Raw genomic sequence first — 21,260 nt, 5'->3', positions numbered from 1 at the left:
GGGAGGGTTCAGGGTGCGCTGACCGTCTGCTTCTGCCACGCCTGCTGGAAGGCGAACCTGGCCGCCTCCACCTCGTGCCGCTGGTCGGCGTGGAGCACGCCGAGGGCGTACGCGGTCGCCGGGGCGATACGGGGCGTACGGGCCGCCTGTGCGGCCGCTGCCGCCGCCTCCGAGGCGTCCCGGTGACGGTTCAGGGCCTGGCCCGCCGTCAACAGCCGTGGGTCCACCGGTGCGTTGGCTTCGAACAGCACCTCGCGGGCGTACCGGTGCAGGCGCAGCAGCAGGCGAACCTGGTGCCAGGGGCCGTCCTGGGGGTGCGGGGACGGGTCCGGGGACAGGCCGTGGACCAGGGCCTCCGCGTTGTAGGGGTGGCCGGCGGTGACCAGGGGGAGGGCGGCGACGGCGTCCGTGAGGCGCTCCTCGGCGGCGGCGGCCGCAGGGCGCAGGTCGGTGGTGGGGGCGGCGGGGGTGAGGGGGACTTCGCTGGCGAGTACGGCGACCTTGTCGGCGACCGCGTGGAAGCGGGAGGAGCCGAGGGCCTGGAGGGCGGTCGAGTGGGCGCGGGTCCGGGCGAGGGTGAGCTGGCGTTCCAGCAGGGCGCCCGCTTTTGCCGCGCCTACGGTGAGGTTGCCGCGATCCGGGGTTGCCGTCTGGCGGGCAGGGCCACCGGCGTTCGAAGGTGCCGCTGCGCCCACCCGTGCCGCCCCGGCGGCACGACTGCCCGCAGCTACGGCGGCTGTGTCGGCCCGGCCCACGGTCGCGTCGCTCACTGCCTGCCCCGGAAACACCGTCGCCCCCGACAGCCGGTGCAGCGCCAGCAGCAGCCGTTCCAGGCGGGACTCGTACGCGTGCTCAAGGCCCAGCGTGCCCGACAGCCACGCCAGTTCCGGGCGCATCTCCTCCGACCAGTCGGTGTCGAGGAGCGGGCGGAACGTGTGCAGGCTGGCGCTGATGCGGCGGGCCGAGCGGCGCAGGGCCCGGGCCGCGTCGACGGACTCCTCGGCGCCGTTCGCGGCCGGGCCGCCACCCGTCTCCCGGTGCAGGCGCAGTGCGCGGAGGAACTCCGTGGCCTGGGCGCGCAGGTAGCCCGCGAGGGCCTCCCCCGTCACCGCCCCGGCCGTGGGGTCCGTCGGGTCAAGGTGTTGCGTTGCCACGCCGGCGCCTCCGGGCGTCTATGAGCATCTCCTGAACGTTGCGCAGGGGCTGTCCGTCGGCGTCGGTCGCCTGCCGGGTCCACTCGCCGTCGGGGCCGAGGTGCCAGGAGGCGGTGCTGTCGGACATGCCGGTGTCGAGCAGCCGGTTCAGGGCCGCCCGGTGGCCGGGGTCGGTGACCCGGACCAGGGCCTCTATCCGGCGGTCGAGGTTGCGGTGCATCATGTCGGCGCTGCCGATCCACACCTCGGGTTCGCCGCCGTTGCCGAAGGCGAACACCCGGGAGTGTTCGAGGAACCGGCCGAGGATCGAGCGGACCCGGACGTTCTCCGACAGGCCCGCGACGCCGGGGCGGACGGCGCAGATGCCCCGTACCCAGATGTCGACCGGCACGCCCGCCTGGGACGCCCGGTAGCAGGCGTCGATGAGCGCCTCGTCGACGATCGAGTTGACCTTGATGCGGACGAAGGCCGGGCGGCCCGCGCGGTGGTGCTGGGTCTCCTTGTTGATCCGGGAGATCAGGCCGTCCCGCAGGGACTTGGGGGCGACCAGGAGGCGGCGATAGGTCTCGCGCCGCGAGTAGCCGGAGAGGCGGTTGAAGAGGTCGGAGAGGTCGGCGCCGACCTGGGGGTCGGCGGTGAGCAGGCCGAGGTCCTCGTACAGGCGCGCCGTCTTCGGGTGGTAGTTGCCCGTGCCGACGTGGCTGTAGCGCCGCAGCGTGTCGCCCTCCTGGCGGACCACCAGGGACAGCTTGCAGTGGGTCTTCAGACCGACCAGGCCGTAGACGACGTGGCAGCCGGCCTCCTCCAGCCGCTTGGCCCACTTGATGTTGGCGTGCTCGTCGAAGCGGGCCTTGATCTCGACCAGGACGAGGACCTGCTTGCCGGCCTCGGCGGCGTCGATGAGCGCGTTGACTATCGGGGAGTCGCCGGAGGTCCGGTACAGGGTCTGCTTGATCGCGAGGACGTCCGGGTCCTCGGCCGCCTGCTCCACGAAGGCCTGCACGGACGTCGAGAACGAGTCGTACGGGTGGTGCAGCAGGACGTCCCGGCTGCGCAGGGCCGCGAAGATGTCGGGCGCGGACGCCGACTCGACCTCGGCGAGGTCGCGGTGGGTGCCCGCGATGAACTTCGGGTACTTGAGCTCGGGGCGGTCGATGCCGGCGATGCGGAAGAGGCCGGTGAGGTCCAGGGGGCCCGGCAGCGGGTACACCTCGGCCTCGGAGATCTTCAGCTCGCGCACCAGCAGGTCGAGCACCTCGCGGTCGATGGACTCCTCGACCTCCAGGCGCACCGGCGGCCCGAAGCGGCGCCGCATGAGTTCCTTCTCCAGGGCCTGGAGCAGGTTCTCGGCGTCGTCCTCCTCGACCTCCAGGTCCTCGTTCCTGGTCAGGCGGAAGGCGTGGTGCTCCACCACCTCCATGCCCGGGAACAGTTCCTCCAGGTGCGCGGCTATGACGTCCTCCAGCGGGACGTACCGGCCGGGCGCGGCCTCCAGGAAGCGGGACAGCAGCGGCGGTACCTTCACGCGCGCGAAGTGCTTGTGGTTGCTGACCGGGTTGCGTACGACGACGGCCAGGTTCAGGGACAGGCCGGAGATGTACGGGAACGGGTGCGCGGGGTCCACGGCCAGCGGGGTGAGGACCGGGAAGATCTGGTGCCGGAACAGCGTGAAGAGCCGTGCCTGCTCCTTGTCGGTCAGCTCGCTCCAGCGGACCAGGTGGATGCCCTCCTCCGCGAGTGCGGGGGCGACGTCCTCGTGGTAGCAGGCGGCGTGCCGGGCCATGAGCTCGCGCGAGCGGGCCCAGATCATCTCCAGCACCTCGCGGGGCTGGAGGCCGGAGGCGGACCGGGTGGCGACCCCGGTCGCGATGCGGCGCTTCAGGCCGGCCACCCGGACCATGAAGAACTCGTCCAGGTTGCTGGCGAAGATCGCGAGGAAGTTCGCGCGCTCCAGCAGCGGCGTGTTCGGGTCCTCGGCCAGCTCCAGGACGCGCTCGTTGAACGCGAGCCAGCTGCGCTCCCGGTCGAGGAAGCGGCCCTGCGGCAGCGGTGCACCCTCGTTCGGTGCCTCCTCGTACGCGTCGAGGTCGGCATCGATGTCGGGCTCCAGGTCGGAGACGTTCGCTGCGACGGTGTGCGGCCGGTGCGCGGCTATGGAGCCCACGGAGGGCTGCGGGTGCTGGACCTCTGCCTGGGTGTCTTGCTGACTCATGACCCCATTCTTCCGCGCCAGGGGCGAGACAGGCGCGTCGGAACGTGCGGGCGGGAGCGACACGAACCCGTTCCTCACGGGCCACCCGGGGGGCGGCGAAGGCTCTGGCACGGCGGGCTTCATTGGCAGAGCGTCGCAAGCCCGTCTGAATCGATGGTTACGGAGACATGACGTGCGGGATATCGGGGGGCGGCCCGAAGGCGTACGCGCCGCGAAAACGGCGGGCCGCTCCGCCCCCGGGCGGCGGCCGTCCGGGCGACCGCCCCTGACCTCGGTCTATGTCACGTCTCGGTGCGGTACATCAGGTCGGTCTCGTGCGTGGTGAACCCCAGCCGCTCGTACACCGAGACCGCCGCATTGTTGTCGGCGTCCACATAGAGCATGGCCGACGGCAGGCCCAGCCCGGCCAGATGGCGCAGGCCGATCGTGGTCAGGGCCTTGCCGAGGCCGCCGCCCTGCTCGCCCGGCCGGACCCCGAGCACGTACACCTCGCCGAGCCCCTCCTCGGCGTGCACCTTGGTCCAGTGGAAGCCGACCAGTTCCCCGGCCCGCTCGGCGAGGAAGAACCCGGCCGGGTCGAACCACGGCTCGGCCTTGCGGTCGTCCAGGTCGCGCTGGGTCAGCGAGCCCTGCTCGGGGTGGTGCGCGAAGGCGGCCGCGTTGACCGCGAGCCAGGCCGTGTCGTCCTTGCCGGGCACGAAGGCGCGCACGCTCACGCCCTCCGGCAGCACCGGGTCGGGCAGCTCCAGGCCGGTCAACGGCCGCCGCATCTGGCGCAGTTCACGGAACAGGGTCAGCCCCAGCACCTGGGAGAGGTGCCGGGCGGCGGAGTGCCCGCCGTGCGCCCACACCCGCAGCCGCTTGCCCGAGGCGGCGAGCAGCGCCGAGCCCAGCGCCCGCCCGTGTCCGTGCCCGCGGTGCGCCGGGTCGACGACCAGTTCGGCGGCCGGTGCCTCCACCGGGTCGGTGTCCTCCAGCTGGGCATAGCCGACGAGTTCGTCTCCGACGGTCAGCAGCAGATGCGACACGCCCGCGCGGGCACCCCTGCGCAGTTGCAGGCGCCCCTGCTCGGACACCGGCTGCTGCCCGTCCACGCGGGCGGCCTCGGCGAGCAGTGCGAGCACGGCCTCGGCCTGGCCCGGGCCGAGCTCGGCGTAGGTCTCGATGGAGCGGGAGGGGAAGGGCTGTACGGCGTCGTCGCTGCTCATGCGTACGAGGGTATCGGGGCGGCCCGGCCGGACCATCGTGATCACCCACGACCTGACCCTCGCCCCCGACGCCGACCGCATCCTCGTCGTGGTCGGCGGCCGCCTGGTGGAGACGGGGACGCACGGGGAACTCCTCGCGCGGGGCGGCGCCTACGCGCGGCTGGTGTCGCCGCCACCGGAGGCGATCGTGCAAACGGCACCGGGGGCGGACGACACGATGATCCTGCGCTGGTAGTCCGCTCGTCACCAGGGCCGGTTCTGCGGGCGTGGGTGATGGGTGGCCCAGTAGGTACTCAGTGCGATGCCCAGTACGGCGAAGGCGGCCAGGGGCACGCCGACGAGTTGCAGGAGCAGGTCGACCGGGGTTCCGACGGCGGCCTCCGCCACCGCGACCACGGCCATGGCGGCCAGGACGATCACCGCGCCGATGCTCGCCCACCGCCACCCCTTGCGCTGCCCGGCACGGCGCAGGATGCGTTCCTCGACCTCGGGGCGCTGTTCCCAGCTGCTCCACCCGTGCTGCCAGGCGGCGTGACGCAGGGCGGCGACCTCGGCGTAGGGATCGTCCAGCTGCATCTCGTCGAGGTGCGGGATCCGGAAGCGGCGCCCTTCGTGGTCGTACACATAGGCCGGCCACCGGGGAGCGGCGTTGACGGCATCGCCGCCGCCGTGCTCCAGCCGGATGTCGTAGATGTCGGACCAGGCCCAGCTGCGCAATCGTACGGGCCCCTGCCGGGTGATCCCCTCGGCCGTCACCCAGGTACGCGCCCGCCATTCGAGCAGGGCGCGCCAGACACAGGCCGCCAGCAGGAGCCCCAGCGCCGTGGGAGCCCACCACCCGGGCATGCCGTCATGGGGGCGGACCGTCTGCAGCACGGCGTTGCCCAGCAGGATGACCGGCAGGATCAGGACCTGTCCGGGCCGTCTGCGCCGCTTGCGGTACTCCCGAACCAGCCCGCCCTCGTCCATGGAAGTCACGGAAGCCCCTCCCCCGGCGCACCGAACGGGTGCGCGACTGAGGAGAGGGTAGACCCCGTACCCGGGAGGTCAGGAGGCGGTCGGCGTCCAGCCGCCCAGCCAGTCGGCGACCTCCTGGTTCGAGGCCTGGGCGTCGGTCAGCTGAGGCCGGTCACCGCTCGCGCTGCCCGCGCCCGCCCCGCTGTTCTGTACTCGGCGAACCGGTCGCTCTTCCAGGAGAAGCCGCCCATGTCCGTCCAGGGGGTGGACTTGACGGCGGTGCTCAGGGTGGTGTTGCGGACCGTGGTCTGCGGGTCGAGGGTGGCGTCGCCGCCCGCGCGCCAGGGGCGCCCGAGGGAGAAGCTCCGGTCGGAGACGCTGCCGCTCACCGTGGAGGCGTTGATCAGGAGGCCCTTGCGGTTCGCGGCGGTCGAAGGGGCCGTGACGAAACCGGCGGAGTAAGTCCCCTTCTGCCCGAGGGCGTTGACGGAGGCGAACCCGTCGGCGGTCGCGTGGCTTGGCGGCCGTTCTGCGGTGCTCGCTCATGCCGGTCTCCGTTCCGTGCGGGGGATGGACTGCCGTTGCAGTCGCTGCCCCACGCGGAAAGGTTGCCGCCCCGGCCGGAGTTGGGCGCAGGCCTTCGGTTGTAAGTCGGCAGGGCGGTCAGGAAGAGGGGGTCTGCCTCTGTTCCTGACCGCCCTGGGGTGGGTGGATGGATGGTTTTCTTCAATGCGTGGTGGTGCGGTCGGCGGGCAGGAACTGCCGCCGGTTGTCGGTCAGTTGCAGAAGTTGAGGAGGTCGAGGAGGCCGTTGGCGCACTTGTTGGCGTCGTTGTTGCTGCCGCCGTCACCGCCGTGGCTCCAGGCCGGGGCGGCCTTCGTGGCGACGTGCGTGGCCGGCGCCGCGGCCACGGCGGAGGTGGCAGTTGCCATCCCCGCCGCACAAGTGATGCCTACGGCGGCACACACCGCGAACGCTCGCGGAATCCGGAAAGCGACGGTCTTCTTGCGCTGAGGTGAAGTGTTCATGTGATCACCATGCACACCCTCCTGATCATTTTCTCGTCGAGCGCATCCGAGCGGGTGAGCACCCCCTCCAAGGCCAGGTCAGAGGTCGTTTCCGGGGATCCGCCGCCCTCGGCTGACCGCGATGCGCAGCGCCTCGCTCAGTGACTCCACGGCCCTGGTGAGCGCGAAGCGCACCGCGCGTTCGCCCGCCCCGGCGTCGGCCAGGACGGCCCTGGCTCCGAGGAGCACCTGTTCGCCCGAGTCCAGCTGGGCCGCTTCCACGTCGTCCGCGAGCAGGGAGAGCCTGCTGTGGCCGCTGTCGGTACTGAGGTAGCAGGGGTTCCCCTCCGGGGTGGTCCACGGCAGGAGGCGGAGCTGCCCGTCGACCGGCCTCGGCCGCTCTTGTGCGGTGCTCATGCGGCCACCTCCGGGGTGAGGAGGTACGGGCGCACCAACCGGGTGTCGTAGGCGATGTCGATGAGGTGTGCGTCGAGGGCGGGCGGACGGCCGGTGCGTGTGGTCAACGGGCGTGCCGGGTACGGCAGTCGGGCCGGGACCGCGCGATGACGGCCCCGGGCGGGCAGCAACGCCCGGATGAGCAGCAGCAGTAGCGATTCGATGAATCCGGCGGTACGTGCGCGCACGTCGGCGCTCCTTGAGCGGCAAAGGGTGGGCTTGACGAGCGGTGATTACCGTTCGTGCGTCGATCGTCACTGCTTGCGCGTACGCTGCGGAAGAGGGCTGGCGTTGTCTGGGCGCCAGGCAACGGCGAGGGGTGACATGGGCGAACTCGTTGACGGGGACCGGGAGTCGAGGCGTGCCGAGCTCGGGCGGACGCTGAAGTTTCTGCGGGAGAAGGCGGGCAAGACGCTGGCGCAGTTGTCGGCGGAGACGTCGTACGACAAGAGCTATCTCTTCCGCTTGGAGAAGGGGGAACGCCTCTCGAAGCGAGCGGTCATGGAGGACCTGGACACGTACTACGGCTCCGGTGACCTGCTGGTTCGCCTGTGGCGTGACGCCCGCAAGGAGGTCGTCAAGGACAAGTACAAGGCGTTCATGGATCTGGAGGCGACGGCCCGGGTCATGTGGATGTTCCAGCTGCGGGTGCCGGGCCTGTTGCAGACCGAGGACTACGCCCGGGCTGTGTTGTCAGGGTTGTCTGGAGGCCAGACAACGGCTGGCAACGGCGAAGAAGTCGAGGAGCAGGTGGCCTTGCGCATGGGACGGCAGGAACTGCTGTACCGCGACCCGGCGCCGAGCGTGCGCGTGATCCTGGACGAGGGGGCGGTGCGGCGCCCGGTTCCCGACGTGAAGGTGTGGACGGACCAGCTGTCGCATCTGGTGGACGCAGCGGAACGTCCGAACGTCGCTCTTCAGGTACTGCCCTACACGGCCGGTGTGCACGACCTCATGAGCAGCGACCTGATCCTTCTGTGGCAGCGAGCCGGCGACCCCGTTGCCTACGTGGAAGGCAACGGAACCGGCGTGCTGATCGACGATCCGGACAAGGTCCTGTCCTACCGCTTGTCCTACGATCTCGTCAGGGACGCGGCCCTGACTCCGGCTGAGTCGACGGCGTTCATCAAGCGTCTTCTGGAGGAGTGCAGATCATGAACCGAACCCCCGACCTCAGCACCGCCGTGTGGCGCAAGTCGTCTTACAGCGACGGGGGAGCCTCGAACTGTGTCGAGGTGACCGACGGCTATCCAGGCATGGTCCCGGTCCGGGACAGCAAGATCCCGTCGGGCCACGTGCTGGTCTTCGGAGCGCCGTCCTGGTCCGCGTTCGTGCACGGTGTGAAGGAGTCCGCATGACTCCCGATCTCAGCACCGCCGTGTGGCGCAAGTCGAGCTACAGCGATGGGGGAGCCAACAACTGCGTCGCGGTCGCCGACGGCTTCCCCGGCATCGTGCCGGTCCGCGACAGCAAGGTTCCGTCGACCCGCCCGCTGCTCTTCTCGTCCTCTTCCTGGTCCGTGTTCGTGGCTGGGGTCAAGGGTGAGGCGGGTGTCTACCCCTTCGGGTGACGTCGCTCGGATGTTCCACCTTCGAAGCCATGTCTCCGGCACCGTTGACGTTCCGGCCGAACGGTCGGGCAGGTCACGAACTACTGATGCCAAAGGTGCGGGACGGTTATGGTCGTAGATGCGGCGCGTCGAAGGAGGACAGCGAGCATGAGTGCCCACGCTGCGGAGCCGGGTCCTGGCGTCCCTCCCATGCCCGAGCGCAACCCGAAGGCGCTACGCGAGGCCATCGCCAAGCACACGCCCGAGCTCCTCCCCGACTTCGACGAGCACTGGAAGTGGGCGATTGCTGACGCATACGACGTAACCCCCGTGCCCGCGTTCATGGTCCGTTGGTGGGGCCAGTACGCCATCGCCCGCGACCCCAAGCTGGACGCGTACGTGCGTGATCTTGAGCACCGGGCTGCGTACGAGTGCACCGACATCAACGAGGCCAAGGCCCTCCTCGAAGAGGCAGCGAAGATCCACTACCGAGTGCGAGAACTGGAGCCCGGCGAGTGACCGACGGGTTCATGGGGCCGCCCTGGCAGATGGACTGGCGGCTCGATGCTCGCGCTGCCCTGGAAGCGCTGCCTGAGCATGTACGGGAAATGGTCTACGCCGCGCGCGCCGAACTGGTCACGGCCAAGGACCCCTATTTCCGCGGCATCGAGACCGATGCGGGCCTTCCCGATGACATGAAGGTACGGCCAGACCGGTCCACTGATCCGAAGGGCCGTCACATCTGCTTCTTCGACTATGGAAACGGCTGGCTGAAGTACGTCTTCGTACGCCGGACGGAAGATCCCCAGATCACGGTAGAAGAGCTCTTCTGGCTCGGCACCGAACCCCCTACGGAGTCTCCGGCGGAGGAGTAGCCGCCCCCGGCAGCCGTACCGTCGCCACGGTCCCGCCGCCCTCCGCTCGCGCCAGCCTCACCTCGCCGCCCGCCTGCTGAACCGTACGGGCCACGATGGACAGACCCAGGCCCGAGCCCGGCAGGGCCCTCGCACTCGGCGAGCGCCAGAAGCGGTCGAAGACGTACGGGAGTTCGTCCTCGGGGATGCCAGGGCCGTGGTCCCGGACCGTCAGCACGCCCTCAATCAGCTGCACCTCGACCGTGCCGCCCCCGGGGCTGAACTTCACCGCGTTGTCCAGGATGTTGACGATCGCCCGCTCCAGCGCGGAGGGCTCCGCCCGGACGAACCAGGGCTTCAGGTCCGCCTTGATCGTCAGCTCGGGGCCGCGTAGGCGGGCCCGGCGCAGGGCGGCGTCCACGGTGTCCTGGAAGGAGACCACCTGGACGCGTTCACCCCGCTGGCCCTCCGAGCGGGACAGCTCCTGCAAGTCGCCGATCAGGGAGGCCAGTTCCGTCATCTGGGCCTTTACAGAGGCGAGTAGTGCCTTGCGGTCCTCCGGGGGGAGCGGGCGGCCCGTCTCCTCGCTGCGGGTGAACAGCTCGATGTTGGTCCGCAACGATGTCAGGGGTGTCCGGAGTTCGTGCCCGGCATCCGCGATCAGCTGCTGCTGGAGATCGCGGGAGCTGGCCAGCGAGGCGGTCATCGAGTTGAAGGAGCGGGACAGGCGGGCCACCTCGTCCTCGCTGTCGTCCTCCACCGGGATGCGGATGGCCAGGTCCTCCGTGCGGGCCACGTGCTCCACCGCCTCGGTGAGCTTGTCGACCGGGCGCAGGCCGGCCCGGGCCACGGCGAGACCGGCCGCGCCTGCTCCTATGACTCCGATGCCGGAGACGAGCAGGAGGATGAGGGCCAGGTCGTTGAGGGTCTTCTCGGTGCCCCTGAGCGGGACGGCGGCGACGAAGGCCGCGTGGCTGCGGATGTTGCTGAGCGGATCGGCCAGGGTCAGCGGCACGGTCAGCACACGGACCACGTTGCCGTCCGAGTCCGTGCCGTTGTGGAAGACGATATCGCCGGTTCCGGCGTTCTTGATCACGCTCAGGTCGGTCTGGGAGACCTTGACGCGCCCTATCGACGAGCCGAAGAGGCAGACGTTGCCGTCCGGCTTGACCACCTGGGAGTAGGTGTTCTGCCAGCCGCCCCGGTACTCCGGGGACTGCCTGCAGTCGGTGAGGGCATCGGTGACCTGTGCCTCCAGCTGCGGCCGTGGCATGGTCACCGCCTTCCTCAGGTCGTTGTCGGCCTGGTCGTACAGCTTCCGCTGCACGATGAACCAACACGTCACCGAAACCGCCGCCACCGCGAACGCCACCGCCGCCGCGACCAGCATCGCCAGTCGCGTCCGGATCGGCAGTGTCCGGTAACGGCGTACCAGTTTCTTCACTCCGCGCCACCCTGTCGCAGCACATACCCCACGCCCCGGACCGTGTGCACGAGCCGCGGCTCGCCCCCGGCCTCCGTCTTGCGGCGCAGGTACATGACGTAGACGTCCAGCGAGTTCGACGAGGGCTCGAAGTCGAAGCCCCACACGGCCTTCAGGATCTGCTCGCGGGTGAGTACCTGGCGGGGGTGGGCCATGAACATCTCCAGGAGTGTGAACTCCGTGCGGGTCAGCTCCACCCGCCGCTCACCGCGCGTGACCTCCCGTGTCGCGAGGTCCATGCGCAGGTCTCCGAAGGTCAGCGCCTCGTCCTCCTGGGCCTCGGGGGAGACCGCCGCCGCGTAGGAGCTGCGGCGCAGGAGGGCCCGGATACGGGCGAAGAGCTCGTCCAGCTCGAAGGGCTTGACCAGGTAGTCGTCCGCCCCCGCGTCCAGTCCCGTCACCCGGTCGCCGACCGTGTCGCGGGCCGTGAGCATCAGGATCGGGGTCGTCTCCCCGGCGCCCCGGATGCGGCGCGCCGCCGTCAGGCCGTCCATGCGGGGCATCTGGATGTCCAGGACGAGCAGGTCGGGCCGGTAGGCCGTCGCCTTCTCCAGGGCGTCCGCGCCGTCGACCGCGACCTCGGTGTCGTACCCCTCGAAGGCGAGGCTGCGCTGGAGCGCCTCGCGGACGGCGGGCTCGTCGTCGACGATCAGGATGCGCAGGGGGTCACGGTCGCCTTCGGCGGGACTCATCGCTCGCGGTTCCTCGGGTGCGGTGGGGCGGGGGACGGAGTGTCTCTCAGCGTCGCATGTTTCCGCGCTGTCGGGCACGCAGCGCTCCGGGCTAGGCCTGGAGCGCCGCCAGGCCGCGGACCGTGGTGTTCAGGCGGCGCAGTGGCACCTTGCGGCGGTGGTGGCGGTCGGCGGAGGTGCGGCGCAGGCCCATCAGCTCGGGGACGGGGGCGACCTCGACGGGACGGGGTGCCGGGGCCGGCGAAGGTGCCGGGGCCGGCGCGTGCAGTTCGTACGCGACCGCGAGGGCCAGGGTGAGAGCGGCCGGACCGGTGCCGGTCATGTCCTGGTGCGAAACGTGCTTGATCATGACGTACTCCCTGACATGCCTGGTGAGTCGTTCAGCTGGTGGAGCCCGCCCGCAACTTGGCCAGGTCGGACTTGACGGTGTTGACGGGGATCGCGAAGCCGAGGCCGATGCTGCCCGCGCCCGAGGAGGACGAGGACTGCGAACTCGACGAGTACATCGCGGAGTTGATCCCGATGACATTGCCGGCCGCGTCGATCAGCGCGCCGCCGGAGTTGCCGGGGTTCAGCGAGGCGTCCGTCTGGATCGCCTTGTAGGTCGTGGTGGACGAGCCCGTGTCGCCGTTGAACTGGCGGCCGCCGAACTGGAACGGCCACTGTCCGTCGCCGCCCTGGCTCTGGCCCTGGTTCTCGTCCGTGGAGACCGTCACGTCACGATTGAGCGCGGAGACGATGCCGCTGGTGACGGTGCCGGTCAGGCCCTCGGGGGAGCCGATCGCGACGACCGTGTCACCGACCTGGACGGACGAGGAGTTGCCGAGCGAGGCGGGCTTGAGGCCCGAAGCTCCCTTCAGCTTGATCAGCGCCAGGTCCTTGGAGCTGTCGGTGCCGACGACCTCGGCCGGGTAGCTCCTGCCGTCGCTGGTGCGCACCTTGATCGAGGAGGCGCCGGAGATGACGTGGTTGTTGGTGACGATCTCGCCGTTGCCGGTGATGATCACGCCGGAGCCGGTGGACGAGCCGTTGCTGAGCGTCGCCTGGACCTCGACCACGCTCGGGCTGACCGCGGAGGCGATGGCGGCGACGTTGCCCTTCTTGCTGGTGGGCACCACGTTGGTGGTGGTGCCGGCCGAGGCGACCGTGTCCTTGCCGGTCAGCTCCTGGAAGGCGTAGGCCGTGCCGCCGCCGACCGCGGCCGCGACGATCGCCACCGCGGCGAGCAGGCCGATCGGGCCGCGGGTGCGCTTCTTGCGCGGCGCGGGGTCCGGGGCCGTCACCGTGGCCGTCGGGGGCTGGTACGACGGCGGGGGCGGCCACTCGGGGTTCGCGGGAGCGGAGTAGGCGTGCTGCTGAGCGTGCGGAGCCTGGGGGTTCCCGTACTCGTACTCGTCGTACTCGCCGCTGCGGCGGATGCTCTCGGTCATGACAAACAGCCTCCCCCGCCACCATGAGAGCTTCCTGAGTGCTCCCTGAGAAGCCCGGCAGAAGCTTGTTTGCCCGATATAAAGATGCCTCTGGCCGCTCGGGACGGGCTCTCACCCGCCCTTCATGAAGGGCTCAGCCGCAGCCGCAGCTGGTCCGCACGACCAGCCGGGACGGGAAGGTCTTCAGCCGCTCGCGCCGTGAGCCCGCCACCCGGAGCCCGTCGTCCAGGACGAGGTCCACCGCCGCCCGGGCCATCGCCGAGCGGTCCGAGGCGACCGTCGTCAGCGGCGGGTCGGCGAGCGCCGCTTCCTTGATGTCGTCGAACCCGGCCACCGCCAGCTCGCCGGGCACGTCGATGCGCAGCTCGCGCGCGGCCCGCAGCACACCGATCGCCTGGTCGTCGGTGGAGCAGAAGATCGCGGGCGGCCGGTGCGGGCCGGAGAGGACCTCCAGGGCCACCCGGTAGGCGTCGTAGCGGTTGTACGGCGCCTCGAACAGGCGGCCCTCGGTGGAGACGTCCGCCTCGGCCATGGCCCGCCGCCAGCCCTCGACGTGGTCGGAGACCGGGTCGCCGACGGCCGGCGTCTCGGCCGTACCGCCCAGACAGGCCACGTACTCGTAGCCGTGCTCCAGCAGGTGGCGTACGGCGAGGTGGGCGCCGCCCAGGTCGTCGGTGACGACGGCGACGTCGTCGATGGCCTCCGGGCGCTCGTGCAGCAGCACCACCCGGGCGTCCCAGGCCTCGATCTCGGCCGCGGCGAGGTCGTTCAGGGCGTGGGAGACGAGGATCAGGCCGGAGACCCGCATGCCGAGGAACGCGCGCAGATAGTGGACCTCGCGTTCGCCGATGTAATCGGTGTTGCCGACGAGCACCATCTTGCCGCGCTCGGAGGCGGCCTGTTCGACCGCGTGCGCCATTTCGCCGAAGAAGGGCTGGCGGGCGTCCGGGATGATCAGGCCTATGAGGTCGGTGCGCCGGGACGCCATGGCCTGGGCGACCCGGTCGGGGCGGTACCCCAGTTCCTTGATCGCCGCGAGGACACGCTCGCGCGTGGCCGGGGCGACCGGCCGGGGTCCGTTGTTGATGACATAACTGACGACGGCGGTGGAGGTCCCAGCCAGCCGTGCCACGTCATCCCGAGTCACCTTGGCCACGCGCGGAGTCTACGCGGATGGACCCGCTCTGGGCAGGGCATATCGCATCCCGGCTGTGCGGAAGCAATGCCCCGCCCGAGCACGGTCCATGCCTGTCCGTGCCGGTCCGCGCCTTTGCTAGGCGTCCGCGTGGACCTCGGTGGCGTCCAGGGCGGCGGATGCGTCCGCATCTTCCGCCTTTGCCCGGTCCGCCTTGGCCTTGGCCTCGTCGCCGGACCGGTCGCCCTTCTCGGGCGTAACGAATCGATAACCGACGTTCCGGACGGTTCCGATCAGCGACTCGTGCTCGGGACCGAGCTTGGCGCGCAGCCGCCGTACGTGCACGTCCACCGTCCGGGTGCCGCCGAAGTAGTCGTAGCCCCAGACCTCCTGGAGCAGCTGGGCACGGGTGAAGACGCGGCCCGGGTGCTGGGCGAGGTACTTGAGGAGCTCGAACTCCTTGAAGGTGAGGTCGAGGACCCGGCCCTTGAGCTTGGCGGAGTAGGTCGCCTCGTCCACGGAAAGGTCGCCGTTGCGGATCTCCATCGGGGAGTCGTCGTTGACGATCTGCTGCCGGCCCATGGCCAGCCGCAGCCGTGCCTCGACCTCCGCCGGACCGGCGGTGTCCAGGAGTACGTCGTCGATGCCCCAGTCGGCGGTGACGGCGGCCAGGCCGCCCTCGGTGACAACAAGGATGAGCGGACAGCCGGGGCCGGTGGAGCGCAGCAGCTGGCACAGGCTGCGCACCTGCGGCAGGTCGCGGCGCCCGTCGACCAGGATGACGTCGGCGCCCGGGGTGTCTACGAGGGCGGGGCCCTCCGCCGGGGCCACCCGCACGTTGTGCAGCAGCAGTCCGAGCGCGGGCAGCACCTCCGTCGACGGCTGGAGGGCGTTGGTCAGGAGCAGCAGAGAACTCATACGTCTGGTTCCTCCTCGGTCCCTGCGAGGACGTGTGCGGTGCGGCACTGCTCTGCGATCCCGGGGGCCCCGTACATCCGCGGTCACCCTGGGGTTTCCCGCTTCGTATACAACGCTTCCGAAAGCACAAAAGGACCCGGGGGCTACGTTGCCCGAGTCCTCTGCCCAGCAGAATAGCCCACATGAGCAATCGTCCGGCAGGTCATGCGGCACGTTCCACCGATCGTCCGAATGCCGAGACAGGCAGAGCGGCGCCTATCCGGACGTTTCTGCACACCGCCGACGGGATCCCGGTCGATTCCGTATACAACCCGGGCGCGGCCGTATACGAAGCAGCACCGGACGCCTCCCGTCCACCCTGTCGTGACCTCGTGTTCGTGATCGCCCACGGCTTCACCGGGGACGTGGACCGGCCGCACGTGCGAAGGGTGGCGGACGCGCTGGCCCGTTACGGCGCCGTCGTCACCTTCTCCTTCCGCGGGCACGGCGCCTCGGGCGGCCGCTCCACGGTCGGCGACCGGGAGGTGCTGGACCTGGCCGCCGCGGTGCGGTGGGCGCGCGGCTTCGGGCACGCGCGCGTGGTGACCGTCGGCTTCTCCATGGGCGGCTCGGTGGTACTGCGGCACGCGGCCCTGCACCCGGGCACGGTCGACGCGGTGGTCTCGGTCAGCGCCCCGGCGCGCTGGTACTACCGGGGCACGGCCCCCATGCGCCGCCTGCACTGGCTGGTCACCCGCCCCGAGGGCCGCCTGGTCGGCCGCTACGGCCTGCGCACCCGCATCCACCACCGCGACTGGAACCCGGTGCCGCTCTCCCCGGTGCAGGCGGTCCCGAGGATCGCGCCCACCCCCCTCCTCATCGTGCACGGCGACCGCGACGGCTACTTCCCCCTCGACCACCCCCGGATGCTCGCCGAAGCGGCCGGTGACCACGGCGAACTCTGGCTGGAGCCCGGCATGGGCCACGCCGAGAACGCGGCGGACGACGGACTGCTGTCCCGGATCGGGGACTGGGCCGTCGCACGGGCGGGCTAGCCTGAGCTCAGCCGTCTTTTATTTCTTTCTTGCCGTCGATTGAGGAACCAGATGCCCAAGGTCACGGTCCGCTACTGGGCCGCCGCCAAGGCCGCGGCCGGGGTCGCCGAGGAGCCGTACGACGCGGCCACGCTCGCCGACGCGCTCGCCGCCGTGCGTGCGCGACACCCCGGTGAACTCACGCGCGTCCTGCAGCGATGCTCCTTCCTCATCGACGGTGACCCCGTCGGGACCCGCGCGCATGAGACGGTACGGCTGGCCGAGGGCGGCACGGTCGAGGTGCTCCCGCCGTTCGCAGGAGGGTGAGGCGATGAGCGACCAGCCGTATCAGGGCGGCCCGTACGAGGGCGGCCCCTACGAGGGCTACGACCCGTACCAGCAGCAGGCGCCCCAGGCGTGGCCCGGCCAGCAGCAGCACCAGGGCTACGACCAGAGCTACGAGCAGGGTTACGAGCAGGGTTACGACCCGCAGCACACCCAGCAGTGGCAGGGCCAGACCTGGGAGACGCAGACGCACGCGTCGATGCCGGCGGCGGACGCGGCGTACCTGCCGCCGCAGGCGTACGGGCAGGAGGCGTACCACCAGCAGCCGTACGCATCACCTGCGTCCGCGCCCACGCCCGCACCGCAGCCCTACGCATCCCCGGCCCCTGAACCGGCCCCCGAACCGGAGCCCGCCGACGAGAACGGGTCCGGCTACGGCCCCGCCACCCTCTCCGGCAACGCCCGCATCACCGACGCCCAGCGGGCCCGGCTGGAGGGCCGCTCGCCGATCATCGCGCCCGGCATGCAGCCGGCGGCGCTCACCGCGCTGCTGGGCCTGCTGCTCGCCGCCGCGGCGCCCGTCGCCTCGTACGCGCTCGTCGTGCCCCTGGTGCTGCTCCAGGCCGTCACGGCCGCGGGCTGGTTCCGGCTGAACGGCATGTGGCCCGCCCGGCAGGGCATCGCGCTGGCCTTCGCGGGCGGGCTCGCCGCGGACGTGGCGGTCCTGGCCGCGGGCCGCGAACACGCGCCGGCCGCGATCCTCGGCCCGCTCGGCATCTGGGTCCTGCTGTCGCTGGTGCTCCAGCTGCGCTCGCACGCCTCGCCCGACGAGCGGATGTACGGCCTGATGGCGACGGTCGTCTCCGCGGCCCTCGCAGTCCTGGCGACGGGCTACCTGGGCGCCGACCCGCACGCGGTGTCGGTGGGCGCGGTGGCGGTCGCGGTGGCCGTCCTGGCCCGCGCCCTGCCCCTGCCGGTCCCGGCCTCGGTCATGGTCTCCGTGCTGGCCGCCTCCGGCGCGGGGATCGCGGTGGGCGGCATGACGGACTACGGCACGAAGGGCGCTGCGCTGGGGGCGGCGGCGGGTGTCTGCGCGCTGGTCGGCCACCGGGTCGCCAGCTACGACTACCCGTCCCGCTTCGTCCACTTCACGGCCGGCGTGGCGCTGCCCCTGTCGGCGGCGGCGCCGGTGGTGTGGGCACTGGGGCGGGCGCTGGGCTAGGCGCCGAGTTCCCCGCGCCCCTCGAGGTACGTTGCGCTTGAGGGGCGCGGGGAACTGCGCGACAAGCCACGACGGTCCCGCACCCGGCAACGGCGAGGCACCCCACGGCGAACAGCCGAAAGGGCCGCACCCCCCACTGGCGTCCAACCCGAGGGGAGATGCGGCCCAAGCGTCGCAGACGGTCTCAGATCGCGATGGCGACCTCGGACAGCCCGCCCTTCTGGGCGACAACCTTGCGGTCGGCGGTGCCGCCAGGCACCAGCGCCCGCACGGTCCAGGTGCCCTCGGCCGCATAGAAGCGGAACTGGCCCGTGGCGGAGGTGGGCACCTCCGCGGTGAACTCACCGGTCGAGTCCAGCAGACGCACGTAGCCCGTCACCGGCTCGCCGTCGCGGGTCACCTGACCCTGGATCGTGGTCTCACCGGGCTTGATCGTCGAGGCGTCGGGGCCGCCGGCCTTCGCTCCACACATGTCTTTCTCCAGAGGGGTCTGACCAGAAGGTCGGTCGGGTGGATTACTTGCCGGCGCCGAGCTCGATCGGCACGCCGACGAGGGAGCCGTACTCGGTCCAGGAGCCGTCGTAGTTCTTGACGTTCTCCACGCCCAGCAGCTCGTGCAGCACGAACCAGGTCAGGGCCGAACGCTCACCGATGCGGCAGTAGGCGATCGTGTCCTTGGCGAGGTCCACGCTCTCCTGGGCGTACAGCTCCTTCAGGTCGTCGTCCGACTTGAAGGTGCCGTCGTCGTTGGCGTTCTTCGACCACGGGATGTTCTTCGCGGTCGGGACGTGGCCCGGACGCTGCGACTGCTCCTGCGGAAGGTGGGCCGGCGCGAGCAGCTTGCCGGAGAACTCGTCGGGCGAGCGGACGTCGACCAGGTTGTACGAGCCGATGGCCGCCACGACGTCGTCGCGGAAGGCGCGGATCGAGGTGTTCTGCGGCTTGGCCCGGTACTCGGTGGCGGCCCGCTGCGGGACCTCCTCGACCAGCTCGCGGGCGTCCAGCTCCCACTTCTTGCGGCCGCCGTCGAGGAGCTTGACGTTCTCGTGGCCGTACAGCTTGAAGTACCAGTAGGCGTACGACGCGAACCAGTTGTTGTTGCCGCCGTAGAGGATCACCAGGGTGTCGTTGGCGATGCCCTTGGACGACAGGAGCTCCTCGAAGCCCGCCTGGTCGATGAAGTCGCGGCGCACCGGGTCCTGGAGGTCCTTCGTCCAGTCGATGCGGATCGCGTTCTTGATGTGGTTCTTCTCGTAGGCGGACGTGTCCTCGTCCACCTCGACGATGGCGATGGTCGAGTCGTCCAGGCGGTCCTGCAGCCAGTCGGCGTCGACCAGGACGTCGCTGCGGCTCATGCTCAATCTCCTCCGGGGCAGTTACGGCGGGGCGTGCGAGTAGAGGGTGCGCGCTCGGGTGGGAGCAGCGCACGGGTGCCCTTCAGGACAGGGCGGCTGAGAGATGCGGCCGCCCACGGAATTCCGCGGACTTTCGCTCAGAAGGGGCGACAGAGCATGGCGGCAACGCGGCACAGGTCGACTGCCCGCCGCTTCGTGAGATCCGCCTGTCGCTTCATGGGCTCGATCGTAGGGACGTCCGGTGAGCGTGTCACCGGTGTGTCGGATTCTGAGACACGATCGTCCGCATGCCGGGACATGAGACGCGCCCGGAGCCGCTTTCCGCGGCTTCCGGGCGCTGGTGTCTGTCATCTCATCTGCGGTACGGACGGGGTGTCTCGCCCATCGGACACGTGTGTGTGCGGACGCCCGGCGTCCGCCGCCGCCCGGCGTCCTACCCCGCCAGCTTGACGTCCGAACCCTTCACGCTGATCTCCACACCGTTCTCGGCGGCCTGCACCTTGTCCAGCTTGATGCCGCCGGGGAGCCGGTCGACGGCCTGCTGGAAGTCGGTGATCTGGCGGATGCGGTTCTCGGCGACGGCGGCGCCGCCGAGCGCGGGCAGGGAGTCGGCGTGCACCTTGACCCTGTTGTTCTCGACGGTGACCGTGCTGAGGACGTAGACCGGGTTGGGCAGCTTGGTGCCGAGGACGGTGGCGTCCACCGCGACCTTGATCTTGCCGTTGCCGCCGTCGGAGAGGCCGACGACCTGGGCGGTGATGCCCGGGGCGACCTGGGTCGGTTCGGCCTTGGCGGTCTTCAGCAGCTCGTCGTAGGCGATCGTCGCGGTGCCGGTGGCGGTGGCCGCGGTGGCGGAGCTGTAGTCGCCGGAGAAGTCGACACCCTTCATGTCGGCCTTCAGGTCGTCGACGCGGATCGTCTGGCCCGCCGTGCCGGTGGCCGCCTGGTAGTCCTTGATGCCGACCTCGACGTCATCCAGGGAGCCGCCCGCGACCTGGGTCAGGAACGGGAAGCCCTTGATGTTCACGTCCGGCGTCGAGGCCAGGTTCTCCGTCGCCTTCAGCTTGTCCGCCGCCTCGCTCTCGGCGAAGTGGACGGCGACCCGGTCCGCGATCACGAAGAGCCCGCCCAGAATCACGACGAGAATCAGAACTATTCGCAGGGCGCGCATGTGGTGTGTCCCCCGGGGCGAGAGCGGTCTACGGCTACGCCACGGTAACTCCGGGGACCTGGCCGCCGGGGGAATTGTCGATCAGTTGTGACAGGGGCGTACTGGGTCCTGGGTCAGTTGGTGCAACCCTGGATGACGTTGTCCGGGGCGCAGTTCTCGGGGGTGTTGTCGCGGACCGTGGTGTGGTGCAGCGTCACGACACCCGTGTCCCCGCCCTGGTAGATGCCGCCGCCGCTGTCGGGGCCCGCGGTGGCGGTGTTGAACACCACCGTGGAGTTGTTCACCGTCATGGTGCTGCGGCTGAAGAGTCCGCCGCCGAACTCGGCGCTGTTGTTCCGGACGGTGGTCCTGTTCAGCGTCACGGTGCTGTTGGCGCTTTCGAACAGGCCGCCGCCCGCGCTGCCGGTGCCGGTCACCGTGTTGTGCTGGATGAGCGAGTTGATCACGCTCGTGGTGCCGGGGTTGTTGTTGAAGATGCCACCGCCGACGCCCTGGGTGGCCGTCCCGCTGTCGTTGTCGCGCACCACGGAACTGATCACGGTCAGCGTGCCCCCGTTGAAGATGCCACCGCCGTGCCGCGCGCTGTTGTTGCGCACGACGGTGCGGGTCAGCGACAGCGTGCCCTCGTAGTTGATGATGCCGCCGCCGAAGAACTGGTCGGTGCCGTTCGCGATCGTCAGGTTGGTCAGCTGCACCTGGTTGCCGGGCCCGAACTTCGTCAGGGTGCGGCCGGCATGACCGCCGTCGAGGACGGCGCCGCCGGACCCCACCAGCGTCAGGTCCTTGTTGGCGATGGTGAACTGGCCGACGCAGATGCCTGTGATCACGATCGTGGATCCCGACGGGGCGTTGTTGATCGCCGTCTGGAGGTTCTGGTTCGCACAGTTCACCTGGATGGTCTGTGCCGCCGCCGCGGGCATGCCGCCGGCCAGCCCGAGGGCCATGGCGAGTGCCCCCGCCGACACGGCCCAGGCCGCAGGTCGCTTGCGCATCCGACATCTCCTTGCTCGTCGTGCCCGGGCGGTGCGAGCCGCCCATGTCAGCAAGAACGGATGCCCGGCCCGACCGGGCCCGCCCCGGGCCCGCCCCGGGCCCGCCCCGGGCCCGCCCCGGGCCCGCCCCCGTACGTCCACCGAACGGCCGGAACCGCCGACCGGTG

General features: G+C 70.6%; 26 protein-coding genes and 1 pseudogene. 9 read left to right on the top strand and 18 right to left on the bottom strand.

Annotation, left to right across the window (positions count from 1 at the left end):
- Window positions 1–8 precede the first annotated feature (8 nt).
- The 3 genes from AQI88_RS30550 to mshD all read right to left on the bottom strand — a co-directional run bounded on the left by AQI88_RS30550 (window position 9) and on the right by mshD (window position 4,574).
- Complete coding sequence (locus AQI88_RS30550) at window positions 9–1,154, bottom strand: CHAD domain-containing protein (RefSeq protein WP_067005306.1); 1,146 nt, start codon at window positions 1,152–1,154, stop codon at window positions 9–11.
- Window positions 1,135–3,366: an RNA degradosome polyphosphate kinase gene (locus AQI88_RS30545; RefSeq protein WP_067005304.1), complete on the bottom strand. Its 2,232-nt coding sequence runs from the start codon at window positions 3,364–3,366 to the stop codon at window positions 1,135–1,137. Before AQI88_RS30545 ends, AQI88_RS30550 begins: the two co-directional genes overlap by 20 nt.
- A gap of 281 nt (window positions 3,367–3,647) precedes the next feature.
- Entirely contained in the window at window positions 3,648–4,574 is a 927-nt protein-coding gene (gene mshD / locus AQI88_RS30540; RefSeq protein ID WP_067005374.1) for a mycothiol synthase, read from the bottom strand.
- Here mshD and AQI88_RS30535 point away from each other — a divergent pair.
- Window positions 4,573–4,809, top strand: coding sequence for a hypothetical protein (locus tag AQI88_RS30535; RefSeq protein WP_079057901.1), 237 nt, complete (start codon window positions 4,573–4,575; stop codon window positions 4,807–4,809). The two genes, mshD and AQI88_RS30535, sit on opposite strands and share 2 nt — an antisense overlap.
- Window positions 4,810–4,817: 8 nt before the next feature.
- Here the strand turns inward: AQI88_RS30535 and AQI88_RS30530 are convergent, their stop codons facing one another.
- The 5 genes and pseudogenes from AQI88_RS30530 to AQI88_RS30515 all read right to left on the bottom strand — a co-directional run bounded on the left by AQI88_RS30530 (window position 4,818) and on the right by AQI88_RS30515 (window position 7,182).
- Window positions 4,818–5,543, bottom strand: coding sequence for a PH domain-containing protein (locus tag AQI88_RS30530; protein ID WP_067005300.1), 726 nt, complete (start codon window positions 5,541–5,543; stop codon window positions 4,818–4,820).
- Between the two features lie 78 nt (window positions 5,544–5,621).
- A pseudogene (locus AQI88_RS43775) lies at window positions 5,622–5,989 on the bottom strand (pectinesterase); the annotation flags it as partial.
- A 318-nt stretch (window positions 5,990–6,307) separates the two neighbouring features.
- Window positions 6,308–6,559 (bottom strand): hypothetical protein, encoded by a 252-nt coding sequence (locus AQI88_RS46150; protein WP_159050434.1) that lies wholly within the window; start codon window positions 6,557–6,559, stop codon window positions 6,308–6,310.
- A 78-nt stretch (window positions 6,560–6,637) separates the two neighbouring features.
- Window positions 6,638–6,955 carry a hypothetical protein gene (locus AQI88_RS30520; RefSeq protein ID WP_067005296.1) on the bottom strand — a complete coding sequence of 106 codons (318 nt, stop codon included), beginning with the start codon at window positions 6,953–6,955 and terminating at the stop codon, window positions 6,638–6,640.
- Window positions 6,952–7,182 (bottom strand): hypothetical protein, encoded by a 231-nt coding sequence (locus tag AQI88_RS30515; protein ID WP_067005294.1) that lies wholly within the window; start codon window positions 7,180–7,182, stop codon window positions 6,952–6,954. Before AQI88_RS30515 ends, AQI88_RS30520 begins: the two co-directional genes overlap by 4 nt.
- Window positions 7,183–7,318: 136 nt before the next feature.
- Here AQI88_RS30515 and AQI88_RS30510 point away from each other — a divergent pair, with 136 nt between their 5' ends.
- The 5 genes from AQI88_RS30510 (at window position 7,319) to AQI88_RS30490 (ending at window position 9,418) form a co-directional block, all read left to right on the top strand.
- The gene (locus AQI88_RS30510) at window positions 7,319–8,152 is read left to right on the top strand and encodes a helix-turn-helix domain-containing protein (RefSeq protein ID WP_067005292.1); all 834 of its coding nucleotides are present in this window, start codon (window positions 7,319–7,321) and stop codon (window positions 8,150–8,152) included.
- On the top strand, window positions 8,149–8,352 hold the full coding sequence (locus AQI88_RS30505) for a DUF397 domain-containing protein (RefSeq protein WP_067005290.1): 204 nt from the start codon (window positions 8,149–8,151) through the stop codon (window positions 8,350–8,352). Before AQI88_RS30510 ends, AQI88_RS30505 begins: the two co-directional genes overlap by 4 nt.
- Entirely contained in the window at window positions 8,349–8,564 is a 216-nt protein-coding gene (locus AQI88_RS30500) for a DUF397 domain-containing protein (protein WP_067005288.1), read from the top strand. Before AQI88_RS30505 ends, AQI88_RS30500 begins: the two co-directional genes overlap by 4 nt.
- 147 nt (window positions 8,565–8,711) lie before the next feature.
- Complete coding sequence (locus tag AQI88_RS30495) at window positions 8,712–9,062, top strand: hypothetical protein (RefSeq protein WP_067005282.1); 351 nt, start codon at window positions 8,712–8,714, stop codon at window positions 9,060–9,062.
- A complete protein-coding gene (locus AQI88_RS30490; RefSeq protein ID WP_067005280.1) occupies window positions 9,059–9,418 on the top strand; it encodes a hypothetical protein in 360 nt (119 codons plus the stop codon). The genes AQI88_RS30495 and AQI88_RS30490 overlap by 4 nt, the downstream gene beginning before the upstream one ends.
- On the opposite strand, the gene AQI88_RS30485 is transcribed toward AQI88_RS30490, so the two are convergent.
- The 6 genes from AQI88_RS30485 to AQI88_RS30460 form a co-directional block, all read right to left on the bottom strand.
- On the bottom strand, window positions 9,393–10,841 hold the full coding sequence (locus tag AQI88_RS30485; RefSeq protein ID WP_067005279.1) for a HAMP domain-containing sensor histidine kinase: 1,449 nt from the start codon (window positions 10,839–10,841) through the stop codon (window positions 9,393–9,395). The genes AQI88_RS30490 and AQI88_RS30485 overlap by 26 nt on opposite strands.
- Complete coding sequence (locus AQI88_RS30480; protein ID WP_067005277.1) at window positions 10,838–11,572, bottom strand: response regulator transcription factor; 735 nt, start codon at window positions 11,570–11,572, stop codon at window positions 10,838–10,840. Before AQI88_RS30480 ends, AQI88_RS30485 begins: the two co-directional genes overlap by 4 nt.
- Window positions 11,573–11,663: 91 nt before the next feature.
- On the bottom strand, window positions 11,664–11,921 hold the full coding sequence (locus tag AQI88_RS30475; RefSeq protein WP_067005276.1) for a hypothetical protein: 258 nt from the start codon (window positions 11,919–11,921) through the stop codon (window positions 11,664–11,666).
- A 31-nt stretch (window positions 11,922–11,952) separates the two neighbouring features.
- Window positions 11,953–13,002: a S1C family serine protease gene (locus AQI88_RS30470; protein WP_079057900.1), complete on the bottom strand. Its 1,050-nt coding sequence runs from the start codon at window positions 13,000–13,002 to the stop codon at window positions 11,953–11,955.
- Window positions 13,003–13,135: 133 nt separating this feature from the next.
- Window positions 13,136–14,158: a LacI family DNA-binding transcriptional regulator gene (locus AQI88_RS30465; protein WP_079057899.1), complete on the bottom strand. Its 1,023-nt coding sequence runs from the start codon at window positions 14,156–14,158 to the stop codon at window positions 13,136–13,138.
- Between the two features lie 117 nt (window positions 14,159–14,275).
- A complete protein-coding gene (locus tag AQI88_RS30460; RefSeq protein WP_067005273.1) occupies window positions 14,276–15,055 on the bottom strand; it encodes a response regulator transcription factor in 780 nt (259 codons plus the stop codon).
- Window positions 15,056–15,237: 182 nt separating this feature from the next.
- Here AQI88_RS30460 and AQI88_RS30455 point away from each other — a divergent pair, with 182 nt between their 5' ends.
- The 3 genes from AQI88_RS30455 to AQI88_RS30445 are packed head-to-tail and all read left to right on the top strand — an operon-like array spanning window position 15,238 to window position 17,575.
- On the top strand, window positions 15,238–16,089 hold the full coding sequence (locus AQI88_RS30455) for an alpha/beta hydrolase (protein WP_079057898.1): 852 nt from the start codon (window positions 15,238–15,240) through the stop codon (window positions 16,087–16,089).
- 51 nt (window positions 16,090–16,140) lie between these two features.
- Entirely contained in the window at window positions 16,141–16,395 is a 255-nt protein-coding gene (locus tag AQI88_RS30450) for a MoaD/ThiS family protein (RefSeq protein WP_067005269.1), read from the top strand.
- 4 nt (window positions 16,396–16,399) lie between these two features.
- On the top strand, window positions 16,400–17,575 hold the full coding sequence (locus AQI88_RS30445) for a hypothetical protein (RefSeq protein WP_067005267.1): 1,176 nt from the start codon (window positions 16,400–16,402) through the stop codon (window positions 17,573–17,575).
- A gap of 184 nt (window positions 17,576–17,759) precedes the next feature.
- Here AQI88_RS30445 and AQI88_RS30440 read toward each other — a convergent pair whose 3' ends face one another.
- The 4 genes from AQI88_RS30440 to AQI88_RS30425 form a co-directional block, all read right to left on the bottom strand.
- Window positions 17,760–18,047, bottom strand: a complete 288-nt coding sequence (locus tag AQI88_RS30440) for a DUF1416 domain-containing protein (RefSeq protein WP_067005265.1) — start codon at window positions 18,045–18,047, stop codon at window positions 17,760–17,762.
- Window positions 18,048–18,090: 43 nt separating this feature from the next.
- Entirely contained in the window at window positions 18,091–18,930 is an 840-nt protein-coding gene (locus tag AQI88_RS30435; protein WP_067005263.1) for a sulfurtransferase, read from the bottom strand.
- A 433-nt stretch (window positions 18,931–19,363) separates the two neighbouring features.
- Entirely contained in the window at window positions 19,364–20,101 is a 738-nt protein-coding gene (locus tag AQI88_RS30430; protein WP_067005261.1) for an LmeA family phospholipid-binding protein, read from the bottom strand.
- Window positions 20,102–20,214: 113 nt separating this feature from the next.
- A complete protein-coding gene (locus AQI88_RS30425) occupies window positions 20,215–21,093 on the bottom strand; it encodes a right-handed parallel beta-helix repeat-containing protein (protein WP_067005259.1) in 879 nt (292 codons plus the stop codon).
- Window positions 21,094–21,260: the final 167 nt, after the last annotated feature.

The sequence above is a fragment of the Streptomyces cellostaticus genome, from assembly GCF_001513965.1.
GTDB classification, from domain to species: domain Bacteria; phylum Actinomycetota; class Actinomycetes; order Streptomycetales; family Streptomycetaceae; genus Streptomyces; species Streptomyces cellostaticus.
Note: the sequence above shows the minus strand (reverse complement) of the source record. Positions and strands in the feature narration are given on the sequence as shown.